The sequence below is a fragment of the Mycoplasmatota bacterium genome, from assembly GCA_018394295.1.
Taxonomy (GTDB): domain Bacteria; phylum Bacillota_I; class Bacilli_A; order Haloplasmatales; family Haloplasmataceae; genus JAENYC01.
Map to the genome: position 1 here is coordinate 1,542,710 of CP074573.1, position 20,776 is coordinate 1,563,485.

General features: G+C 27.6%; 20 protein-coding genes. 5 read left to right on the forward strand and 15 right to left on the reverse strand.

Going from position 1 to position 20,776, the window contains the following annotated elements; all coding sequences use genetic code 11:
- Nucleotides 1-15 precede the first annotated feature (15 nt).
- The 5 genes from grpE to lspA all read right to left on the reverse strand — a co-directional run bounded on the left by grpE (nt 16) and on the right by lspA (nt 4,832).
- Nucleotides 16-630: a nucleotide exchange factor GrpE gene (grpE, locus tag KHQ81_07155; GenBank protein QVK19452.1), complete on the reverse strand. Its 615-nt coding sequence runs from the start codon at nt 628-630 to the stop codon at nt 16-18.
- Nucleotides 631-643: 13 nt separating this feature from the next.
- Entirely contained in the window at nt 644-1,654 is a 1,011-nt protein-coding gene (gene hrcA / locus KHQ81_07160; GenBank protein QVK19453.1) for a heat-inducible transcription repressor HrcA, read from the reverse strand.
- A 198-nt stretch (nt 1,655-1,852) separates the two neighbouring features.
- Entirely contained in the window at nt 1,853-2,311 is a 459-nt protein-coding gene (locus KHQ81_07165) for a ParB N-terminal domain-containing protein (protein QVK19454.1), read from the reverse strand.
- A gap of 24 nt (nt 2,312-2,335) precedes the next feature.
- Nucleotides 2,336-3,841: a M2 family metallopeptidase gene (locus KHQ81_07170; protein ID QVK19455.1), complete on the reverse strand. Its 1,506-nt coding sequence runs from the start codon at nt 3,839-3,841 to the stop codon at nt 2,336-2,338.
- A 478-nt stretch (nt 3,842-4,319) separates the two neighbouring features.
- Nucleotides 4,320-4,832 carry a signal peptidase II gene (gene lspA, locus KHQ81_07175; protein ID QVK19456.1) on the reverse strand — a complete coding sequence of 171 codons (513 nt, stop codon included), beginning with the start codon at nt 4,830-4,832 and terminating at the stop codon, nt 4,320-4,322.
- Nucleotides 4,833-4,979: 147 nt separating this feature from the next.
- On the opposite strand from lspA, the gene KHQ81_07180 reads away from it, so the two are divergent.
- The 3 genes from KHQ81_07180 (at nt 4,980) to KHQ81_07190 (ending at nt 6,600) form a co-directional block, all read left to right on the forward strand.
- Nucleotides 4,980-5,195, forward strand: a complete 216-nt coding sequence (locus tag KHQ81_07180; protein QVK19457.1) for a hypothetical protein — start codon at nt 4,980-4,982, stop codon at nt 5,193-5,195.
- A gap of 82 nt (nt 5,196-5,277) precedes the next feature.
- Nucleotides 5,278-6,276: a hypothetical protein gene (locus tag KHQ81_07185; GenBank protein QVK19458.1), complete on the forward strand. Its 999-nt coding sequence runs from the start codon at nt 5,278-5,280 to the stop codon at nt 6,274-6,276.
- Between the two features lie 27 nt (nt 6,277-6,303).
- Nucleotides 6,304-6,600, forward strand: coding sequence for a hypothetical protein (locus KHQ81_07190; protein QVK19459.1), 297 nt, complete (start codon nt 6,304-6,306; stop codon nt 6,598-6,600).
- Between the two features lie 117 nt (nt 6,601-6,717).
- On the opposite strand, the gene KHQ81_07195 is transcribed toward KHQ81_07190, so the two are convergent.
- The 10 genes from KHQ81_07195 to miaB form a co-directional block, all read right to left on the reverse strand.
- Entirely contained in the window at nt 6,718-7,230 is a 513-nt protein-coding gene (locus tag KHQ81_07195; GenBank protein QVK19460.1) for a hypothetical protein, read from the reverse strand.
- Nucleotides 7,231-7,361: 131 nt separating this feature from the next.
- On the reverse strand, nt 7,362-8,474 hold the full coding sequence (locus KHQ81_07200) for an oxygen-independent coproporphyrinogen III oxidase (GenBank protein QVK19461.1): 1,113 nt from the start codon (nt 8,472-8,474) through the stop codon (nt 7,362-7,364).
- Nucleotides 8,475-8,557: 83 nt separating this feature from the next.
- On the reverse strand, nt 8,558-9,979 hold the full coding sequence (locus KHQ81_07205; protein ID QVK19462.1) for a hypothetical protein: 1,422 nt from the start codon (nt 9,977-9,979) through the stop codon (nt 8,558-8,560).
- 1 nt (nt 9,980) lies between these two features.
- Nucleotides 9,981-11,156 (reverse strand): 1-acyl-sn-glycerol-3-phosphate acyltransferase, encoded by a 1,176-nt coding sequence (locus tag KHQ81_07210; protein QVK19463.1) that lies wholly within the window; start codon nt 11,154-11,156, stop codon nt 9,981-9,983.
- 96 nt (nt 11,157-11,252) lie between these two features.
- Nucleotides 11,253-12,158, reverse strand: a complete 906-nt coding sequence (miaA, locus tag KHQ81_07215; protein ID QVK19464.1) for a tRNA (adenosine(37)-N6)-dimethylallyltransferase MiaA — start codon at nt 12,156-12,158, stop codon at nt 11,253-11,255.
- A 10-nt stretch (nt 12,159-12,168) separates the two neighbouring features.
- Nucleotides 12,169-13,968: a DNA mismatch repair endonuclease MutL gene (gene mutL, locus KHQ81_07220; GenBank protein QVK19465.1), complete on the reverse strand. Its 1,800-nt coding sequence runs from the start codon at nt 13,966-13,968 to the stop codon at nt 12,169-12,171.
- An 8-nt stretch (nt 13,969-13,976) separates the two neighbouring features.
- Complete coding sequence (gene mutS, locus KHQ81_07225; GenBank protein QVK19466.1) at nt 13,977-16,562, reverse strand: DNA mismatch repair protein MutS; 2,586 nt, start codon at nt 16,560-16,562, stop codon at nt 13,977-13,979.
- Nucleotides 16,563-16,698: 136 nt separating this feature from the next.
- The gene (cotE, locus tag KHQ81_07230) at nt 16,699-17,232 is read right to left on the reverse strand and encodes an outer spore coat protein CotE (GenBank protein ID QVK19467.1); all 534 of its coding nucleotides are present in this window, start codon (nt 17,230-17,232) and stop codon (nt 16,699-16,701) included.
- Nucleotides 17,233-17,323: 91 nt separating this feature from the next.
- Nucleotides 17,324-17,656, reverse strand: a complete 333-nt coding sequence (locus KHQ81_07235) for a YlbF family regulator (GenBank protein QVK19468.1) — start codon at nt 17,654-17,656, stop codon at nt 17,324-17,326.
- Nucleotides 17,649-19,097, reverse strand: coding sequence for a tRNA (N6-isopentenyl adenosine(37)-C2)-methylthiotransferase MiaB (miaB, locus tag KHQ81_07240; GenBank protein QVK19469.1), 1,449 nt, complete (start codon nt 19,095-19,097; stop codon nt 17,649-17,651). Before miaB ends, KHQ81_07235 begins: the two co-directional genes overlap by 8 nt.
- A gap of 217 nt (nt 19,098-19,314) precedes the next feature.
- Between miaB and KHQ81_07245 the strand changes: the two genes are divergently transcribed.
- The gene (locus KHQ81_07245; protein QVK19470.1) at nt 19,315-19,935 is read left to right on the forward strand and encodes an ATP-binding cassette domain-containing protein; all 621 of its coding nucleotides are present in this window, start codon (nt 19,315-19,317) and stop codon (nt 19,933-19,935) included.
- The gene (locus KHQ81_07250; GenBank protein QVK19471.1) at nt 19,928-20,707 is read left to right on the forward strand and encodes an ABC transporter permease; all 780 of its coding nucleotides are present in this window, start codon (nt 19,928-19,930) and stop codon (nt 20,705-20,707) included. The genes KHQ81_07245 and KHQ81_07250 overlap by 8 nt, the downstream gene beginning before the upstream one ends.
- The last annotated feature ends 69 nt before the right edge of the window (nt 20,708-20,776 follow it).

Consider the following 20,776-nt stretch of genomic DNA (forward strand, 5'->3'; position numbering starts at 1 on the left):
ATTAATCCTCCTTAATTAATTAATGATATTTTCATTTTCATTATCATCGTTTTCTTTTTCAATCTCATTTGATTCTATTTTTTGTTTACTAACCTTTACTTTAACAGGTTTTATCACTCGGTCTTTATAGGTATAACCACTTTGAAGGATTTCAAGGATTGTTTCTTCCTTTGCATCATCAACTTCAACAACTTCTGTTACTTCGTGAACATGAGGATCAAATGAATCATTTACTTTTGTATTAATTTCTTTCAAACCATCACTTTTTAAAGAGTCTAATAATAAATTATATATCATTTCAAATCCCTTTAAAAAGTTATTAAATGATTCATCTTCAGATTTAAATTTTAAAGCTCCTTCGAAATATGACATTGGAACGAGTAATTTTGACACTAAACCGCTAGAAGCATATTTATTATTAATTTCTATTTGTTTATTACGATTTACAATATCAGCTGCTGCTTTTTTAACTGTTTCTAGTTCATTTGTTAAACCAGCTAATTTTTTTTCTAATTCTTCTATTAAAAGATCTTTTTCATTAACTTCTTGGTTGCCATCTTTATTGTCTTCATTTTCTTGGTTTAATTCTACTTTCTCTTCGACAATGACTTTTTCCTCGTTTTTTCCCAAACTACTGCACCTCCTATTTATATAATTTTGAGATATTATTCGCAATATATTCTAATAAAGGAATTACTTTAGAATATTCCATACGTGTTGGTCCGACAACCGCAATCGTTCCAAACTCTTCATCAGAAACTTGATAAGGAACTGTAATTACCGTACAATTTTGCATGGCATCAATGTGATTTTCATGACCAATGTGAACTTTTAATCCTCTTTCATTTGCTTGAATGATTTTTAACATCTGTGTATCTTCTAATGCTAACATTAACTTCTGTAACTTATTTATATCTTGAAATTCTGGCTGATAAAAGATATTATTACGTCCTGATAAATAATATTGATCACTAACTAATGTTGAGAAAGCACTTAAGATAGAATCGATTAACTTTTCATGATAATCCATAAATTGTTTAAAATATGGTTTTAACTCATAATTTAATTTCTCAGGAATATCAGAAACTAAACAATTAACCAATGTTTCATTCATTAAATGAATGACTTTCTCTACTTCTTTAATATTTATTCCATCAGGTATAATTAAATTTTTACTTTCAACATGACCATTATCAGTAATTAAAATTAATACAGCATTATTATCTGTTAAAATGACAAATTCAAATTTTTTCACACGACTGTGATTAGCACTAGGTCCTAACACAATTGAGGTATAATTTGTGATTTCTGATAAAACTCGAACTGCTTCTTTAATTGCTTCATCACGTTCTATATTCTTATTTGTAAACAACTTATGAATCGGTGTAAATTCTAAAGACTTTCGTTCACAATTATTTTGTATAAAGTCAACGTAAAAACGATATCCTTTTTCACTTGGGACACGGCCACTTGAAGAATGTGTTTTTTCAAGATACTCTAATTCTTCTAAGTCAGCCATCTCATTTCTAATGGTGGCAGAAGAAAAAGGTAGGTGTTCCATTTTAGATAATGTTCGTGAACCAATCGGTTCAGCTGTTCTTACGAATTCTTCTATAATCGTTATTAAAATCTTAATTTGTCTATCAGTTAACATCTTATCACCTCTTTAGCACTCAGATTACCAAAGTGCTAATAACATTATAATCATTTCCAGTAGCAGTGTCAACATTTGAGTGCTAAAAATTTACAATTTATTTTATGTTTTTTTATAAAATTAATTCTATAAATTTCAAGCAAAGAAAAATCTGCCAATAAAACATTGACAGATTTTACTATTTATTTAAATATGTCTTTAAAATTTAGTTGTGAGACTATTATAATAATTAATAAAATGTTCATAGTCTTCTTTTTCGGTAATCCAAATAATAATATAATAATCTTTTATATTTTCTCTTCTTAAGGCTTCATAGCGATGATTACCGTCGGTTAATTCAAAACTTTTATTTACATAATTAATAATAAGTGGTGGCATATCCCAACCTTTTTTATATCTTTCTTGTATTGCTTTTACATTTCTTTCAAAGTCTGTTTGATCAATAACATATTTCAAATTTTCTTCAGGTCCACAACATCTTTTAAATAAACTTAGAGGCATCTTTATTGGACCTATATAATATCTCTTACTTAATCTTAATCCTTCAGAAAAGGGAATATTATTCCCTTCATCATGTAAGAATGAATGAATCCAATCCTCAATATGATTATTATTCTTATATTCTAAAGCCTTCTTAAGCGTAGCTATTTCTGACATGTTATCACTCCTTTAAAATATTATTTATTTAAGATATTTTAAAGAAAAGTCTTCACCACTAACCTTTTTAAATAAATCATTAAATTTGTATAATCCACTTGGTTTAATTATTTCATCAATTAAAAATGAACCAAATTGTTTTAAATTAGATGAAGCATCTACTTTATATTTTTCTTCAAATATTTTAAATAAAGCTTCACATAATACATCACCCATTAAATAGTTTTGTAAATAGATTGGATGAGTCGTATAATGGATGCGATATGCCCAAGGAACGTCTTTACCAAATGGTTCTTCCTTAAATAAATCTTGATAATTTTCATGATATTGTTTATAAATATCATCTAAAGATTTAATATCATTTAAGTATAATCGATGTTCAAAAAAGATATTATTTAATGCTTTTAAAGCACTTGCTTTTTCAAATTCAATTAATTCCTCAAATTGATTTTTAACATTGTCTTCTTTAAAGAAATCTTTATAAAAGACTTCTTTACGAATAAAGGATTGAAATAAATTGGCAATTCCTTCACAAACAATATCACTTAGTTCTGAATTAATGATTGGTTCATTCGGATCAATTAAATAGGAATGTACCGCATGACCTGTTTCATGAAGGAGCACATTGTATTCATAAAATTTATTTTTAACATTCGCTAATATTCTGCTATCTTTAGCTGTTTCTATTGGAAAATTATAACCCCACTCAGATTTATTCGCGCGTGGAAAAATGTCATAAGTAATATTAAATTTTGTAATATCTATCCCAAACAACTTAAAAAATTTACTTAGAACCTCATAATACTTGCTTAAATCAACCGTTTGATTCCAAGCAGGTACAATTTTACTCATGATATAACTTTCATCCCAAGGGTACACTGTATCATCTTGAAGGTATTTACGTGCATATTTACTTCTAACTTCTTTCATTTTCGGTAATACATCATGAAGATCTTGTTTCCAATTATCAAATAAGTTTTCAGGTAATTCTGCTTCATCTAATTTATATTTTATAAAATCAGAAAAACCTGCTAGCTTAGCATATTGCTTTCTTAAATTAATTAACTCAATAAAACCACCATCAATCATCGATTGATTAATTTGACCATAAGCAAAGTAAGCTTTTTTTCGTTCATCTCGATTATCACTATGTGATAGTATTTGTTCAATGTCCACAGAGGTCACTGTCTTATTATCTATTGTAAAACGAAATGAATTTAAAATTTTAGATAGTTTATTAACTAAATTTTCAATTTGTAAATTTAACTCATTTAATTCATCTGATAAATGATAGGGCTTAAATAATTTATAAACAATTTCTACCTTTCTTTTATCAAATTCATTTGTTACCGTTTCTTTACACTTTTTAATATGATTAAAGCTTTCTTTATTTTTCAGCAACTCTATTTGTTTTAAATAATTCTCTTCAACTCCAAAATCATAACCTGTTGTATACAGTGTCCACCCTAAACGGTCATACTCAACCTCTAACTTATAAAACTCATTAAATATATTGTTTAATTTTTCCATCATCTCACCTCAGAACCATTATATCATACAATTATCTATTTTATAGCACAAAAATTAAATTAAAAAAAGACCCATTAAAAAGCCTTCTAATTTGAATCAATGATAATCTTACCATTTCTTCATCATTATTATTAGGTTTATAAAATATCTATCGCTTTCTTAAAATAGTTTGTCCAAATCTCTTGTACTGTTTTTAAGAGATTGTTTTTCATTAATGTAAGTATGATAAGATATTTGAAATAATTTATCTTCATCATTTAATAACTCAATGGCTTTATATCCTAGTAATTTACCTGCATGTATTCCAGTGAAGGGAACCCATGGTGCTCTTTCTGTTTTTTCATGTTTTAACGTTCTAAATAATAATTCTTTCCCCCATCTATTTCTCCTCCTTGAACCAAAATAATGATTTTATATAAATCATAAATTCTAAAAAAATGGTAACTAACTTGTTACCATTTTCATGTTATGACTTCATTTAATTTTTAGGATATTTTTTTTCTTTATTTGCTTGATTTAGGAAATGTAAAAATAATAATATCCCACCAATTGTAATAGATATATCGGCAATGTTTAAAATACCAGTACTTAAATTACCAATTCCGAATATTAAAAAATCAGTAACTTTCCCATCATTAAATATACGATCTTGAATATTTCCTATACCACCAGCAATAATTGAAACGATAAGAATGATTGAAATTTTATCTTTCTCATGAAAATAACAATAGAATAATCCATATATACAAAAAATTAATGGAATGATAATAAAAACTAAGTACTTAACAAAATCTGGAAAATTATTCCCTACACTCAAAAAAGCACCTCGGTTTTCAGTAAAAGATAATGAAAAAAACTCTCCAAGAATATTTTTTTCATATCCCTTTAAATGCTGAAGATGTTCAATAGCTAAAATTTTGGTAATCCTATCTAATAAATAATTAATAAAAAATACAATAGATATAAGAAATAATTTATTTTTATGCTTCATTATTTTAATCCTTTCGTGTATAAATCATATTATTACTTAATGATACCATATTAAGATAAGAAAAGAAAATATTTTATTTTTTTAATTCTTACATATATATTGTATCAATGCTTGTTAAAATTGTGATATAAAGGGGGAAGAAATAAAATGAATGAAAACAACCTAATGAGAGAATTTATTTTATTTTTTGCGAATTTACCAGAACATGACTTTCACCATTATTCAGAGTACTTTATTCATAATAGAGTACACTCAGAAATTGCAGATATAATTACTCACTACATACGCTTAGATAAATCATATGATTTTTTAGCAACAAAAGCTTTTTTAAAAGCGATTGAATTAAGAGCGTTATTTAATTAAATAAAACTATATACTCATTCATAGTTTCTATTGTTTGTTTCAATTAAAAATGTTAAAATTAAAGAAAAAACGAGGTATGACTATGAGTGAGTATGATTTAAGTAATATTTTTAGAAAAAAATTTATATCAAAAGGATTAAAATCATTATTAAAACAAGTGAAGAAAAATGATTTAGAAATATCTTTAGCTATCATGTTAGGTGATGAATTTCAAGGAACCAAGGATGAAATCATTGATTTATTTAGTGTACATCATGGTTTAATACTAGATAATGCCTTAAAATCTTTTCAAACTGAATTATTCGACTTCATCTATAAAATCATTGATCATGGTGGAGAAATTGAATTTAAAAATATAGACCCTGGTTATGCGATTCTTTTAAAAATATATTTAATCGCATTTCCAGTAATAAAAGATAACAAAAACAAACTTGTCATGTCAAATGAAGTGATGGATTATTTTCTAAGAATTGATATAAAACATTGGCGTAAAGAAATTCAATTAAATGACTTAGTGATTCATTATGCACGAGGATTATTAAATTATTATGGAGCATATGAAGCGAATATGATATTTAAATATATAAAAGAATATGAATCTATCGACTTAAATATGGAAGAATTTTATGTTTTATTAAATAATGATAGTTTGATTTATGGGTATGACATCAAAGATGAAGTTATCTATTATTATCAAATTAATGAAATTACACATTTCTACGATAATCGAAACAAATATAAAGAATTAGATTATTACCATTTAACAAAGGATCAAATATTAAACCCTGATGAGATAACAGATTTTGATCAAGAAATTATTGATTTTTACGAACATCAACTTGAAATGCCAGAAGCAATGGCACAACATGGATTATATCTATTAAAAGATTCCATTTTATTTGAAGTACCACTTCCAGAAATTAAAGGAATGCTGAAACAATTACATATTAATGGTTATCAACTTAAACAACTTGAAAAATTAGTTGAAAAACTTTCTTTAAATACAAGATTATGGTCCCTGAAAGGACATACCAAAAATGAAATAAGTATCCCTAAGATGATTAGATTTCCCAAGAGATAATAATAAATCAAAGGAAGGAAATATTCTATGATAAATGAAAAAATAATTACCATTTATAACAAAGGTAAAATAAGATTCTATTTCAGAAGATTGATAATAGCGTTGTTTCTATCCATTATTGGGTTAGGTGGTTATGTATCATGGGAATATCTAAAAAGTAGAGTATTGGAAGATAATAGTTTAATGAAACAAATAAATGTATTAGAAATCTTACTTTTTTATTTTATAGTGTTTTCTTTGTGGCAAATTATAGTCGCTTCAAAACAATGGAAAGAAATTAAAAGTCAGTTTAATAAACTTCAAAAAGAAAAAAAAGATAATTAGATTTTATCCAAAGTATTTTGAGTGTAAAAAGGCTATCATAATTAATAAATAAAAAGGTGAATCTTCACCTTTTTTAATTTTATAAACTTTTCATTAAATAATTACCTTTTATTATAATTAAGATTTCTTTTTTGGATTTAGAATAAATGACTTCTTTAGATTCATACTATCTTCTATGTTTACATAACAATTTCCTAATGATAAATTAGAACAATTAATATCATATACATAAATATCTTTAAGGTATTTAATAGGTTTTACTGTTATCTCAGATAATGAATATTTCCCTAAAAGTTCTTTATTCTCATATAAAAAGACGATATTGTTTTCAATAGAAAAGTATTTAATTTTATCCGCTAATTCGTTATACAATACTTCCTCTTTTTTTCCTATTAAAATAAATAATATTATTACAATAGTAATTAGACTTATAATAATTATAAATGCATATTTGTTAAATAAAGAATCTACTAAAAGGTAGAGAATTAAACCTATCACACCTAAAAAAACCCTAATACTATTCACACTATTAATTTCATTCTTGTATTTATTAGCATCGTTTTTACCGATAAAAGGGATTATATTATAAGTTGGATTTTCTTTTAATATAGACTCTTTCCTTTCAGTCAAAAAACTTCAATTATATTCTTACATATTGAGAATACTAACAAAAATCACACCCCCCTTATTTATAATACTTTTTAAAGACACAGGTATTTGTACATGTAAAGGTTTTTTAAGAAATGTTTTATTAGTTATACTTAAACAAAAACTTCAAATACTTCATTCCCATAAAATAAACCCGTGTGTGTTAATTTAATACGATCACTAATTTCTATAAAACCTTTATCAACTAAACATTTAAATTCTCTTTCAAAATATTCTAATATATTCACTTGATATCGTTTATTTATTTCCTCTATTGATAATCCATCAATTAAACGTAATCCTAGTAAAAATGCTTCCTTTAATTCTTCACTTTTATCTATTGTGTCTTGGTGTTTTATTGGTCTTTTTTCTTTTTTAATAAGTTCAATATACTGATTGACATAATTTACATTATAATAACGTACATGATTGACATATCCACTAGCACCCATTCCAAAACCATAATAAGATTTATTTTGCCAATAGACTTGATTATGTCTTGATTCATAGCCTTTTTTTGCGTAGTTACTTATTTCATAATGATGATATTTTGATTTTTTCAATGAATTTAGGATTAGTTCATACATTTGTGCTTCAGTTTCATTATCAATCAATTGTATTTTATTTTCTGAAAGTAATTTATCAAAAACTGTTTTTTCTTCTAAAATCAATGAATAGTACGATATATGCGGAACATCTAATTGTTGAATATGTGCTAAATCTTCTTTGACCTCTTCAATTGTTTGAAAAGGTATCGCAAAAATCAAATCCATACTAATATTTGATAGATTATTCTTTTTTAGTAAATTAACAGCATCATAAACCATATTCTTTAAATGTCCTCTATTTAAAATCCTTAATAAACGTTCATTAAATGTTTGGACACCTAAACTAATTCGATTAACACCCAATTGTTTTAATAAGATTATTTTTTCATTTGTGATATGTTCTGGATTACATTCCATGGTAAATTCAACCTTATTTGACAAATGAAATAGTTTGATTATTTGATTTAATCTTAATAATTGTTTGGAACTTAAGATAGATGGTGTTCCTCCACCTATATAAAGAGTATCAATGATATCATTTACTTGATACATCTTAATTTCTTTTTCTAATGTATCTAAATAATGATCAATTTCAATTGATTTACTGACTCGTTTTGGAAAATCACAATAAGAACAAATTCTTTGACAAAAGGGAATATGTATATATACTGAAGTCATAATCTCACCTATTTTTTCATTATATTATAACTATTTATAAATAAAAGTTACTTTAATATTAAAGCAACTTTTTTACTATCTATTTATTGGTTTGACTTTTTAGAATAATATTTCCTTCTCCACACTAAAAAACCGATTAATAACGTTAAATAACCGATAAGTCCTGCAATCATAAAGTAATTATAATATCCTTTGTGTGGAATGGTATAAGCGATAACAGGAAAACTGAGTAGAATCATCATTGGAATTCCAATAGGAGCCGCAATGGCACTCCCTAAAACCACCACGTTATCCGCTGTATCCGTCTCTAATTCAGGATCAATTCCTCGAAGAAGCGCAAGTCCTGTTGCGGCTACGCCGGTTAACATACCAAATAATGTTATCACATAATGATTTGGATTTTCATTAAAAACATACCGGCCGAATAATGTCACATATATTAACGTTCCTAAAGCCCCTACAACCGTAACTAATAATAAAATTTCCCAATATTCCTTAATTGAACTAATTTTTATCGACATAACAGAAGCCGTAATCATAACATTCAAGGCAAATGAAGATATATTATGCATCATATAATCATCAATTAAAGGTTTCGTCCGGTGACCGCGTGTCTCTAGTTTTCTTAAAAAACCTCTTAATCCTAAGGCAATAAATACTCCAAATAAATAACTAAAACCTAAAACTAAACCACCTAGTGTTTTTCCAATTTCACCAAGAGGTAACATCGTTTGATAAAATAACAATGAAACCAAATAAGTTAATAGAAAAATCAGAGATAGCCAAACAACTTGAACAAGAAAGTTATCGGAAAAATTTACTTCATTTATTGTCTCAAAATCAATGCTTTTTGTTTTGATTCCCTTTAAATCTCTTAGTCGGACAACCTTTAACTTATACTTACGGATATAATAATTTAGTAGTAGGACACCGATAATACCACCAACAATAAACCCAACCGTTGCTAAGGTAATTCCAAATTGTTGAGCATATCCTATCGCCAAAGTTTCATCCCACTTTCCCCCGATTGAACTAGCAAGTCCAGGACCTTGTCCAAAGGCAAGCGGCAATAAAAGTCCAAGACCGATAAAAATATCTGGCTTTATCGTTGTAGCCACTATATATAGGACAAATACCCCAAGTAACCCTTGAAGAATATAGGTAGATACGATAAATAATCCTGAATCAATTGATTGTCTGTTTTGTTTACTATGTCTTTCTGTTAACGTTAAAGAAACAAAACCAATAATCATAAAATAAAATAAAATAGATTCATAAAAATCATTATCATACTGTAACCCTAATCTAATTTCTTGGTCAAATAAATTTACAGATAGAGACCCTAACAATTCAGGACCAAATATTAGTCCTAAAAAACCAGCTAAAAGAGCCGTTGGTATAACAATTGATTTAAATATCCCTAGTTTTTCTTTAATGATCTTCGCAAAAAACATAAATACAAAGATATAAACAAGCATTAAAACGGGTTGCCAATCTTCACGCATTTTATTTCCCCCTCAAATATTTAATAATTTCGTATATATACACAATGGATGCATTATTATGTAAAAATGGTTCAATCACAAATTCATGTCTATTTCGATTCTCATAAAAAATAATTGTATTTTTAAAAGTTAAACTCGGTTCTGATACGTCTTTAAAATTAATGATTTTTCGGTTATCTTCATAATCAATAATCATTTTTTCTGGATGAATAAAGAAATTCACTAGATGTTTTTCTTTTATACCATCAGCATTTTTTGATTTATATTTAACATCAAATAATTCAACAGGTTCTATTACATTTTCTTCTAAATATTCTTTTAAATATTGTTTTTGAAAATGATGCCAATCGACTAAATTATCATATTGAAAATCACCTTCAATAAGGCCATATTCATTTACTTTTCCTTTTGCATGACAGGCCTTACATTTAAATTCATCTCCCAATGATGAAAAGGTATGAATATTATGACAATTTGGACATACATAAATTATTCGTTCAATATACTCTGCGTTATCTCTTCCCTCTAATGGAACCATATGCTCTTTTTGATAGTCATAATCATTATGATATAGGTTTTCTTTTAATACTTGATATATTTGATCATCAGTCATTTTTTTTACATCTTCTTCTGACAACATTTCATAAATGCTTACATTAAGAACCCCTTTACGATAATATTTTCCCCAACGAGGACTTGAAACATAAGCACCTTCTAATTTTTGACAATACACTTTAATCCCTAATAACTTGATTAGTTTAGATGTTGATTGAATTAAACTATCTGTTTCACCATGCCAAGTGCGACCACCTTCTGGGTATAAGCCAACAGCGTTCCCTTGCTTTACTTCTTTAATGAGTCTCTTAATTGTACGGATATCAGAATTTCTTTTCGCAATCGGAATAACATTTCCTAACTTCATAAAAATAGTCTTTAGCTTATTATCATAGTTAGCATCAGCTGCAACCCACCGAACAAGTGGTTTCAAATAAACTAAAGCTATAATTGGATCATAGACTGTCACATGATTACCAGTAATGAAGAAAGGTCCTTTGTCATCTTTTGCTTCATTTTTAATTAAATTTAAGTTAAGTAAATGATTTATATACCATTTCACTGGATATCTCAAGACTTGAAATAAATAATAAGCTATACCCTTATTAATATTCTGTTTCACAGTACATCATCTCCTCCCTAGAAGTCATTTATTCCCCAGAAAATAATAAAATAAAACCTTGAATGAAATCGCTTTTTATCTATTATACCATATATACTATTTCATTGACCACTCTTTAACTTCTTGTTCAATGTTATCCATTAATTGATCCTTTTGATGTATATCAACCATAAACCAGTGTGTGTCTAATTTATTTCTAAAATAAGTTAATTGTCTCTTTGCATAATGTCTTGTATTTTTTTTAATTTCTTCTATAACTTCATCAAGTGATTTTTCACCTTTAAAATAGTCATAAAATTCCTTATATCCAATCGCATTAACATGATAACCTCTTTCATAAAGTTGTTTGACTTCATCTATAAGGTTAGCTTGTATCATTAAATCAACGCGTTGATTGATTCTTTCATAAAGTATTTTTCTATCCATATCTAAACCGATGATATAGGCATTATATAAACTTTTATTTGATTGTGTATCTATAAGTTCACTTTTCGTTTGCTTATTATTTTCATAAATTTCTATAGCACGCAATACTCTTCTTCTGTTATTGACATGAATCTTATCAGCTTGTTCTTGATCTATTTTACTCAGTAATAAATGCAGTTCTTCATTAGAAAGTGATTCATACTTTTGTTTAAACAACTCACTTCTTCCCTCTTTTTCAAAACGAAAATCATACAATACAGCTTGAATATATAAGCCTGTCCCACCAACAATAATAGGTAGTTTTCCTCTATTTATAATCTCATCTATTTTTTGACGGACAACTTCTTGAAATTCAGCCACTGAGAAGTCTTCATTAAGTTCTTTAAAACTTAATAGATGATGAGCAATTCCATTCATCTCATCGGGTGTAATTTTAGCACTTCCAATATCTAATTCTTTATATACTTGAACAGAGTCACCATTAATAATTTCTCCATTAAATTTTTTAGCGAGTTTAATACTTAAAGCTGTTTTTCCAACAGCTGTAGGTCCAATAACAACTAAAACTTTTTTCATAATATCACCTTTACATGGTACGTTTAAATAAATGTTCAATTTCATTAAATGATAAATTGATAAGGACAGGTCTTCCATGGGGACAGGTATAAGGATTATCACATTTTTCTAAATCTCGAATGAGTTTCTCAATTTCTAACTCATTAATATAATGATTCGCTTTTATAGAGCGTTTACAACTTAAAGTAATTGCCAATTCCTTAAATAATTGATCATTAGATAATTTTTTATGATGAATTAAAAAATCAAAAATCGTTTTAATAATCTCACTTTCATTTCCTTTATTTAAATAATTAGGAATCTTATGAACAATAAAACTAGACAATCCAAACTTTTCAATCATTATATTCATATCAGTTAATAAATTTAAGTTCTCTTCAATAATTAACGCTTCATTTAAAGAAAAGTCAAATGTTAGAGGAACTAACAACTCATAATATTCATGAATTGGCTGACTAAAATGTTTTAAATACATTTCATAATTAACTCTTTCTTGTGCTGCATGTTGATCTATCATATATAATCCAATTTCATTTTGAGCTAATAAATAAGTGCCTGCTAATTGACCAATATAATATAGTTTTGGTAATTTATTTTTTCCGTTTATTACACCTGGTACTTCTTTTTGATAAGGGAATGTTTGATTCAACTTCAAATCCTTTTCAGGTTTCAATTCTTTTGGTTTTTGATATTCACTCTTTATTTCTGAATGATTAAAATAATCATCTGCATTTACTTTCTCTTGTTCTTTTAAATCAAACTGTTGTTGCTCTTCTTTCACCCCATCAGAAATCTCTTTACGAAAAGTGACTTTAGGAATATACATCAGTTCCTTTAATTTCTTTTGAATTATATCTGTAATGACCGTCTTAATGTGTTCTTGATTCGATAATCGGACTTCAAGTTTAGAAGGATGTACATTCACATCAACTAATAGAGGATCTATTGTTATATCTAAAACAACGATAGGATATCGTTTGATTGGTAAATATGACTCATATCCCGCCAAGACTGCTTTTATGATTTCATTATTTTTTATCATTCGTTTATTAATTATAACAGTAATATAGTTTCGAGTGGTTCTATTAACCTCTGGTTCTGAAAAATACAATTTCATATCCAAATAGTTATCTTTATAGGTTTCAGTCTTTATTTTTTTAGCTACTTCAATCCCATAGATAGAAGACAACACTTGAATAATATTATTATTCCCATAAGTCTCAAGTAAGACACGTTGATTGTTCATTAATTTAAAAGAAATCTGCGGATTTGAGATGGCAATTTTATTAATAAAATCAATGGTATAGCTTAACTCTGTGTTTTCGCTTTTTAAGTATTTCAAACGAGCAGGAGTATTAAAAAATAATTGATTAACACTAATCTCCGTACCCTTTCTGAAGGCTGCTAATCCTTCCTCAATTAACTTTCCACCTCTAAAATGAACTTTAGTCCCACTATCAACGCCATTTGATGTCATTAAGGTAATATCACTCACAGAAGCAATAGAAGGTAAAGCTTCGCCTCTAAACCCTAGTGTCATAATCCGAAACAAATCTTGTTCTTTTGTTAATTTACTAGTAGCATGGCGACTAAACGCTAAAAGCGCATCTTCTTTATCCATTCCCAAACCATTATCGATGACTTTAATCGATTTAATTCCAGACTCTTCAAGAATAATATCTATTTTTGTTGAATTAGCATCTATCGCATTTTCGACTAATTCTTTCACAACAGAACTAGGTCGCTCAACGACTTCTCCAGCAGCAATTTTATTCGCTAAATGACTATTCATCACTTGTATTTTACCCATATTGCCACCTACTTCCCTTTAATTTTAGTTTGAAGTTTATATAAAAGGTTCAATGCGTCCATTGGTGTTAAATCAAAAAAGTTTGTTTCTTCGACGATTCTTAATACTTCTTGTTCCTCTTCATTTAATGTTTGATTTTTTTCTTTATTAAAATCAAAATCAAATAAATTATAGTCAGCATCAATGACGACTTCTTTTTTATTTTGTTCAAGTTTTTTTAATATTTTTTCAGCCCGATTAATTAAACTACTTGGTAAATCTGCTAATTTAGCCACTTGTATACCATAACTTTTATCACTTAAACCTAACTCAACTTTATGTAAAAAAGTTAAGGTCTGATTATTTTCTTCAGCACGCACATGTACATTTGTCAAATTTTTTAAGTTGTTTTCAAGGGCGGTTAACTCATGATAATGGGTTGAAAACAATGTTTTTGCCTTTATCTTTTCATGAATATATTCTGTAATACCTTGAGCTAGAGCCATTCCATCAAATGTTGCTGTCCCACGCCCTATCTCATCAAATAATATTAAACTATCACTAGTTGCGTTATGTAGCGCATTATTAGCTTCTATCATCTCTATCATAAAGGTAGATTGTCCACTAATTAAATCATCTGTTGCACCAATTCTAGTAAAAATTTTATCAAATACTTTCATTTTACAAGAATCACAAGGAACAAAACATCCTACTTGCGCTAAAATCGTAATGAGTGCCATTTGACGCATATAGGTTGATTTACCTGACATATTTGGTCCTGTAATTAACAAAATATTCGTTTTATCATCCATTAGAATATCATTTTCAACATAGACAGTATCCGTTAATAATTTTTCAACGACAGGATGACGTCCATTTTTAATTTCTACGATATGTTCAGATACTAATGTTGGTCTTACAAAACGATTTTCTTGACTAATCATCGCAAAAGAAATTAAAGCATCAATTTCCGCAATTGCTTTAGCTAATCGTTGGAGTGACGCGCTATATGCTTTTATTTGATTTCTAATATTTATAAATAATTCATATTCTAGTTTAATCGATTTTTCTTCAGCGTTTAATATCATTGATTCTAATTCTTTTAACTCTTGCGTTATAAATCGTTCAGCATTAGCTAACGTTTGTTTTCTCTCGTAACCACTATCCGTTGGTAATAAGGAAAGATTGGATTTTGTAATTTCAATATAGTAACCAAAAACTTTATTGTACCCAACTTTTAATGATTTAATGCCCGTCCGTTCTTTTTCACGTTTTACTAGTTCTGCGATATACTGTTTCCCATTTCTTGAGGCATCACGATAGTGGTCTAATTCTTCATTAAAATGATCTTTAATTACACCTCCATCTTTAATTGTATAGGGTGCATCTTCATGGATACTATTATCTAATAATTCATATAAATCATCAAATGTTTCGAATTGGCTGTTTATATTAATTTGATAGGTTTTATTTAAATAGTCAATTTTCGCTTTTATAAAAGGCATCTCTTTTAATGAGCGTTTTAATTGAAGTAAATCTTTAGCGTTTGCATTATCATATGCAATTCTTCCAACTAAACGTTCTAAATCATAAACGTTCTTTAAGGAATTTTTTAATTCTTCTGTCATAATAAACTCTTCTTGAAAACTAGAAACAACGTCATAACGATGATTAATATCAGTCATGTTCACTAATGGCTTGTCTAACCATTGTTTAATCATCCGAGAACCCATTGCCGTTTCTGCTTTATCAATAAGCCATAACAAAGAACCTTTTTTACTTCCTGTACGAATTGTTTCAAAAATTTCTAAATTTCTTTTTGAATATACATCAATCATTAAGTATTGATTGCTGTTTAATACTTTGGCTACTTGCAGATGTGATAAACTTCTTTTTTGTGTATTTAGTAAATAATGAAGCAAACGATTAATGGTCATTTTTAAACGGGAATCAGTAATATTTACATGTGTATATAAATAATCAGGATGAGCACTTACTTCATCTTCATATGATATCGTTACATGATTTGTATTTACGATGGGGTGTAGTATTTGTGAATTAAACGCATGACTAACAACCACTTCTTTTGTTTCAATTGAAAGTAGTTCGTTGATTAATAACTTATCATCTTTATCTAAAATAACACAAAATAATTCACCAGTAGATAAGTCAGCATATGAAATCACATAATTTGTCACAAAATCACTAACACTTGCGATATAATTATTGACTTTTTCATCTAGAAAATCATGGTCCATAACAGTCCCTGGTGTAATCATACGGACAACATCACGTTTAACGATTCCCTTTGACTCTTTTGGATCCTCTACTTGTTCAACAATAGCTACTTTATATCCATTATTAATCAGTTTTTCAATATATCCATAAGCAGCATGATAAGGAACTCCACACATTGGAACACGTTCTTTTACGCCTGCATCTCTTCCTGTTAAAGCAATTTCTAAAACTCTTGAAGCTAATAGTGCATCATCAAAAAATAACTCGTAAAAATCTCCTAAACGAAAAAAAACGAGTGTATCTTGATATTGTTCTTTAATAGTTAAATATTGTTGCATCATTGGGGTATAAGCTTTTTTATCTATTTTTGATGTCATAATTCCACCCTTATTTTTTGGTTTTCTTTTAATTTTATCATAATTTAACATCCTTTTACAGTGTTATGAAGAAAAATCAAATATCAAAAAATATAATAGACCCTTAACTATCATCTTTAGCTAAGGGTCTTTAAAACTAAAATATTTTTTCTCTTAAAAACTGTTGATTAATTTGACCATCGATCTCATTCATATCATCGTCATCATCGTTATCATAATTAGGGATTTGGTCTAAAACTGAAACTCTCATCTTGGTCTCGCCAATAACTTCAGCAGCAACCTCCAATAATACCTCTATTTCAATTATATTATCAACTATCTTTACATCTGAACAAACAGGTGGTTGTATCATTCTAACAATCACATCTGTATTTTTTTCAAGATAGTCATTAATTTTACGTTTTGTTTTTACTTCTTGTTGATAATTTACCATTTCTTTGGTAACTTCAGTTTGTGAGTTATTATTATATGAATACCAAATATTCACTTCAAATATTCCTTGTATCAAAACACCTTCAGTTGTTTTTTCAGCTTGGAAGTTGTGATTTAGTACCCAACAACCCAGAACACTTTCAACAGGATTAGTGGTTTTTACCTTTTCAACAAAACGAATTGCCTTTTTCCCTTTTTCAACAATTGCTTTTGTAACAATTTCTCTTATTTCGTTCATAATTTCCCTCCTCTATAGTTAATTTATTCAATAGAGTATGACATGTTACTAATATATTATAAAAGAAAAAGATGTACAATATGACTGTACATCACTTCAAACTTAATTCAAATTCAATAATTTTTGTGATTTCTTGTAATAATTCATTTATTTCTTTTTGTAAGGTAATATACTCATTATATATTGGGATTTCTAACAACTCATTATATAATGAATTATATCGTTTATTCACTTCTTCAGGAATTTGATTATGATGTGATTCATAAATAACCATTTTCTTTTGAAACTTCTTAAAATCTTCAATTTTATTTATTATATATTTATTCTGATGCATTTCTTTTTCTATCTGTTTATACCGTTTTACTTCCTCTTGGTCGCTAATTAAATTAATTAATTCATTAATCTTAGCTTCTACCTCATTCATTAACCTGTTCTCCTAATAAATGCCATGTCTTAACTTCAGTAATTTTAACCTGAACTAATTCTCCAATTGATTCTTTAGGGCCTTTAAAATTAACTAGTTTATTCGCTCTTGTATAACCAGCTAAAATCGTTTCATCATTTTTACTTGTTCCTTCACATAATACTTCAACAATTTTACCTTCATATTTTTTATGTGCAGAAGCAAATTGATGATTTATAATATCATTTAATCGTTGTAATCTTTCTTTTTTCTCTTCTAAAGAAACATTATCTTCCATTCTAGCTGCTGGTGTTCCTTCTCTTGGTGAATATATAAAGGTATAAGCTCCTTCAAAATTTACTTGTTCAACTAAACTTAAAGTATCTTTGAATTGCTCTTCTGTTTCCCTAGGAAAACCAACAATAATATCCGTTGTTAAGGCAACATCAGGAATGGCTTCTTTTAATTGATTTACAAGTTCTAAATATCTCTCACGAGTATATTTTCGATTCATCCGTTTTAATACTTCTGTATTCCCTGATTGTACTGGTAAATGAACATGTTCACATAAATTACCACGTTTAGTAAGAGTAGCAACTGTTTTATCATCAAAATCTCTCGGATGACTGGTTGTAAAACGAACGCGAGGAATATTTATTTTTTGTATATCAGCTAATAAATCTCCAAAACCATATTCACGATTTTTTAAATCTTTACCATAGGCATTTACATTTTGTCCAAGCAAGGTTACTTCTTTGAAACCTTCCTCAGCTAATTTTTTAATCTCTTCTAATATATCTTCTGGATTTCTTGAACGCTCTTTGCCACGTGTATAAGGTACAATACAATAAGTACAAAACTCATCACAACCATACATAATATTTACCCATGCTTTTATATTACCCTCTCGAACCATAGGCATATGTTCAACAATGTCCCCTTCTTGACTCCATACCTCAATAACACGTTCTTTATTCATATAAGCATCTCGCAAATATTCAGGTAAACGATGAATATTATGGGTTCCAAAAATTAAATCCACATGTTGATAGGTTTTCAAAAGTTTATTGACGACTTTTTCTTCTTGTGACATACAACCACATACCCCTAAAATTAAATCAGGATTTTTCTGTTTAAATGCTTTTAGTCGACCAATTTGTCCAAATACTTTGTTTTCTGCATTTTCTCGTATAGCACATGTATTTAAAATAATGACATCCGCCTCTTCTTCTTTATCAGTAGCTTGATATCCTAATTTCGTCAATATTCCTGCAATCACTTCAGAATCATGAACATTCATTTGACAACCATATGTATCTATCATGAACAATTTATCTTTTCCTATATTCTCCATTTTATCAGGCATATCAAAATTAATGGTATTTACATCCTCTTTACCTCTTTTTCTTGCCTGTTTCAAATTTGGTTTATGAAAGTATTTTGAGTAATCTTTTTCAGACATAAGTATCACCTTTTCTATCAAAGTAACTGTTTTAATTTATATATTTATGTGAAAATATATAAATGTATTAAACATTTTTATATAAATGTATTAAACATTATAATTATACAGAAATCAAAACCATTATGCAAATAAAACAACCAAAAGTTTTTACAATTCCTAAAAATAGTAGTAAAATAATATTGTTATATTAGTATTTATAAAAAGAGGTTTTCATATGATACAATTCAAAGACATTAATTTACAATTTAATAATAAACAAGTCTTTAATGATTTTAATCTAACAATTAATGAGAAAGATAAAATTCTATTGAGCGCACCTAGTGGGAGTGGTAAAACCTCATTAGTTAAAATGTTACTTGGGATTATTCGTTACGAAGGAGATATCCTATTAAAAAATCAACTTTTAACACCATCAACAAGAAATTTTTTCAGAAAGAATATTTCTTATGTCAGTCAAGATGTTGACCTTCAAAATTTGAAAACAAATGATTTGATTAATGAAATATTATCCTATAAAGTTAATAAACATATTTCTTATAATCAAAAACTTATTCTTCAATTATTTCATCAATTTAATTTAAATAATGAACACTTAGAAAAACAAGTTCATGATTTATCCGGTGGTGAGAGAGCTAGAGTAGGATTTATTATTGCATTATTATTAGATCGAGATATCTTAATATTAGATGAAATAACTGCCGGTTTAGATGAAAAACTTAAAAGAAAAATCATTGATTATACTTGTCATTTAGATAAAACAATTATTATTATTTCCCATGATTCTCTTTGGAAAGAAGCAGAAAAAATAAGGTTGGTGGAATGGAACAATGAATGATTTTATTGAAAATATCACTTATTATAGCGTAGCAACTTTACTAATTTTCTTTATTATTATTATTATCATCAATTTAAGATTAAAACTTAATTTTTCTAAGAAAATGATCATCTCTATTATTAGAATGTTCATCCAATTATCCTTAGTAGGATTATTTTTAGAATATATCTTTTATTTAGATAAACCTTATATAAATGCCCTATACTTATTACTGATGATCTGTGTGGCTAGTTTTACTACGGTAAGAAATACAAAAACAACATTTAAGAAATTCTTTATTCCTATTATAATTGGTCTCCTTATTACTATTTTCCCTTTATTACTCTTTTTTAATTACTTTGTGGCTAAACTTGATAATTTATTTTTAGCTCAAGTTTTCATTCCTATTTCAGGAATGCTGTTAGGTAATTCAATGAATGGTTCTATTTTAGCGATAGATACTTTTTATAAATCAATTAAAAACAATGAGAAAGAATACTTTACTTCACTTTCTTTAGCAGCTAATCGCTTTGAAGCAATCATGCCCTATTTTCGAAATGCTGTCACAACAAGCACAAAACAGGTTATTGCAACCATGGAGACCATTGGGATTGTTGCTTTACCAGGAATGATGACAGGACAAATATTAAGTGGCTCCTCACCTATGACAGCTATTTTATATCAAATTGGAATTATGATGGCTATCTTTGTGGCAAGATACACAACCTCAATAGTAGTTATTTTATTGTCAATGAAAAATGCTTTTGATGAATATGATGTTTTACATCTATAAAAAAAAACAAAAAACCTATTAAGTGGATAGATATTTTAGTCCACTTGATAGGTTTTTTTATCTATATAA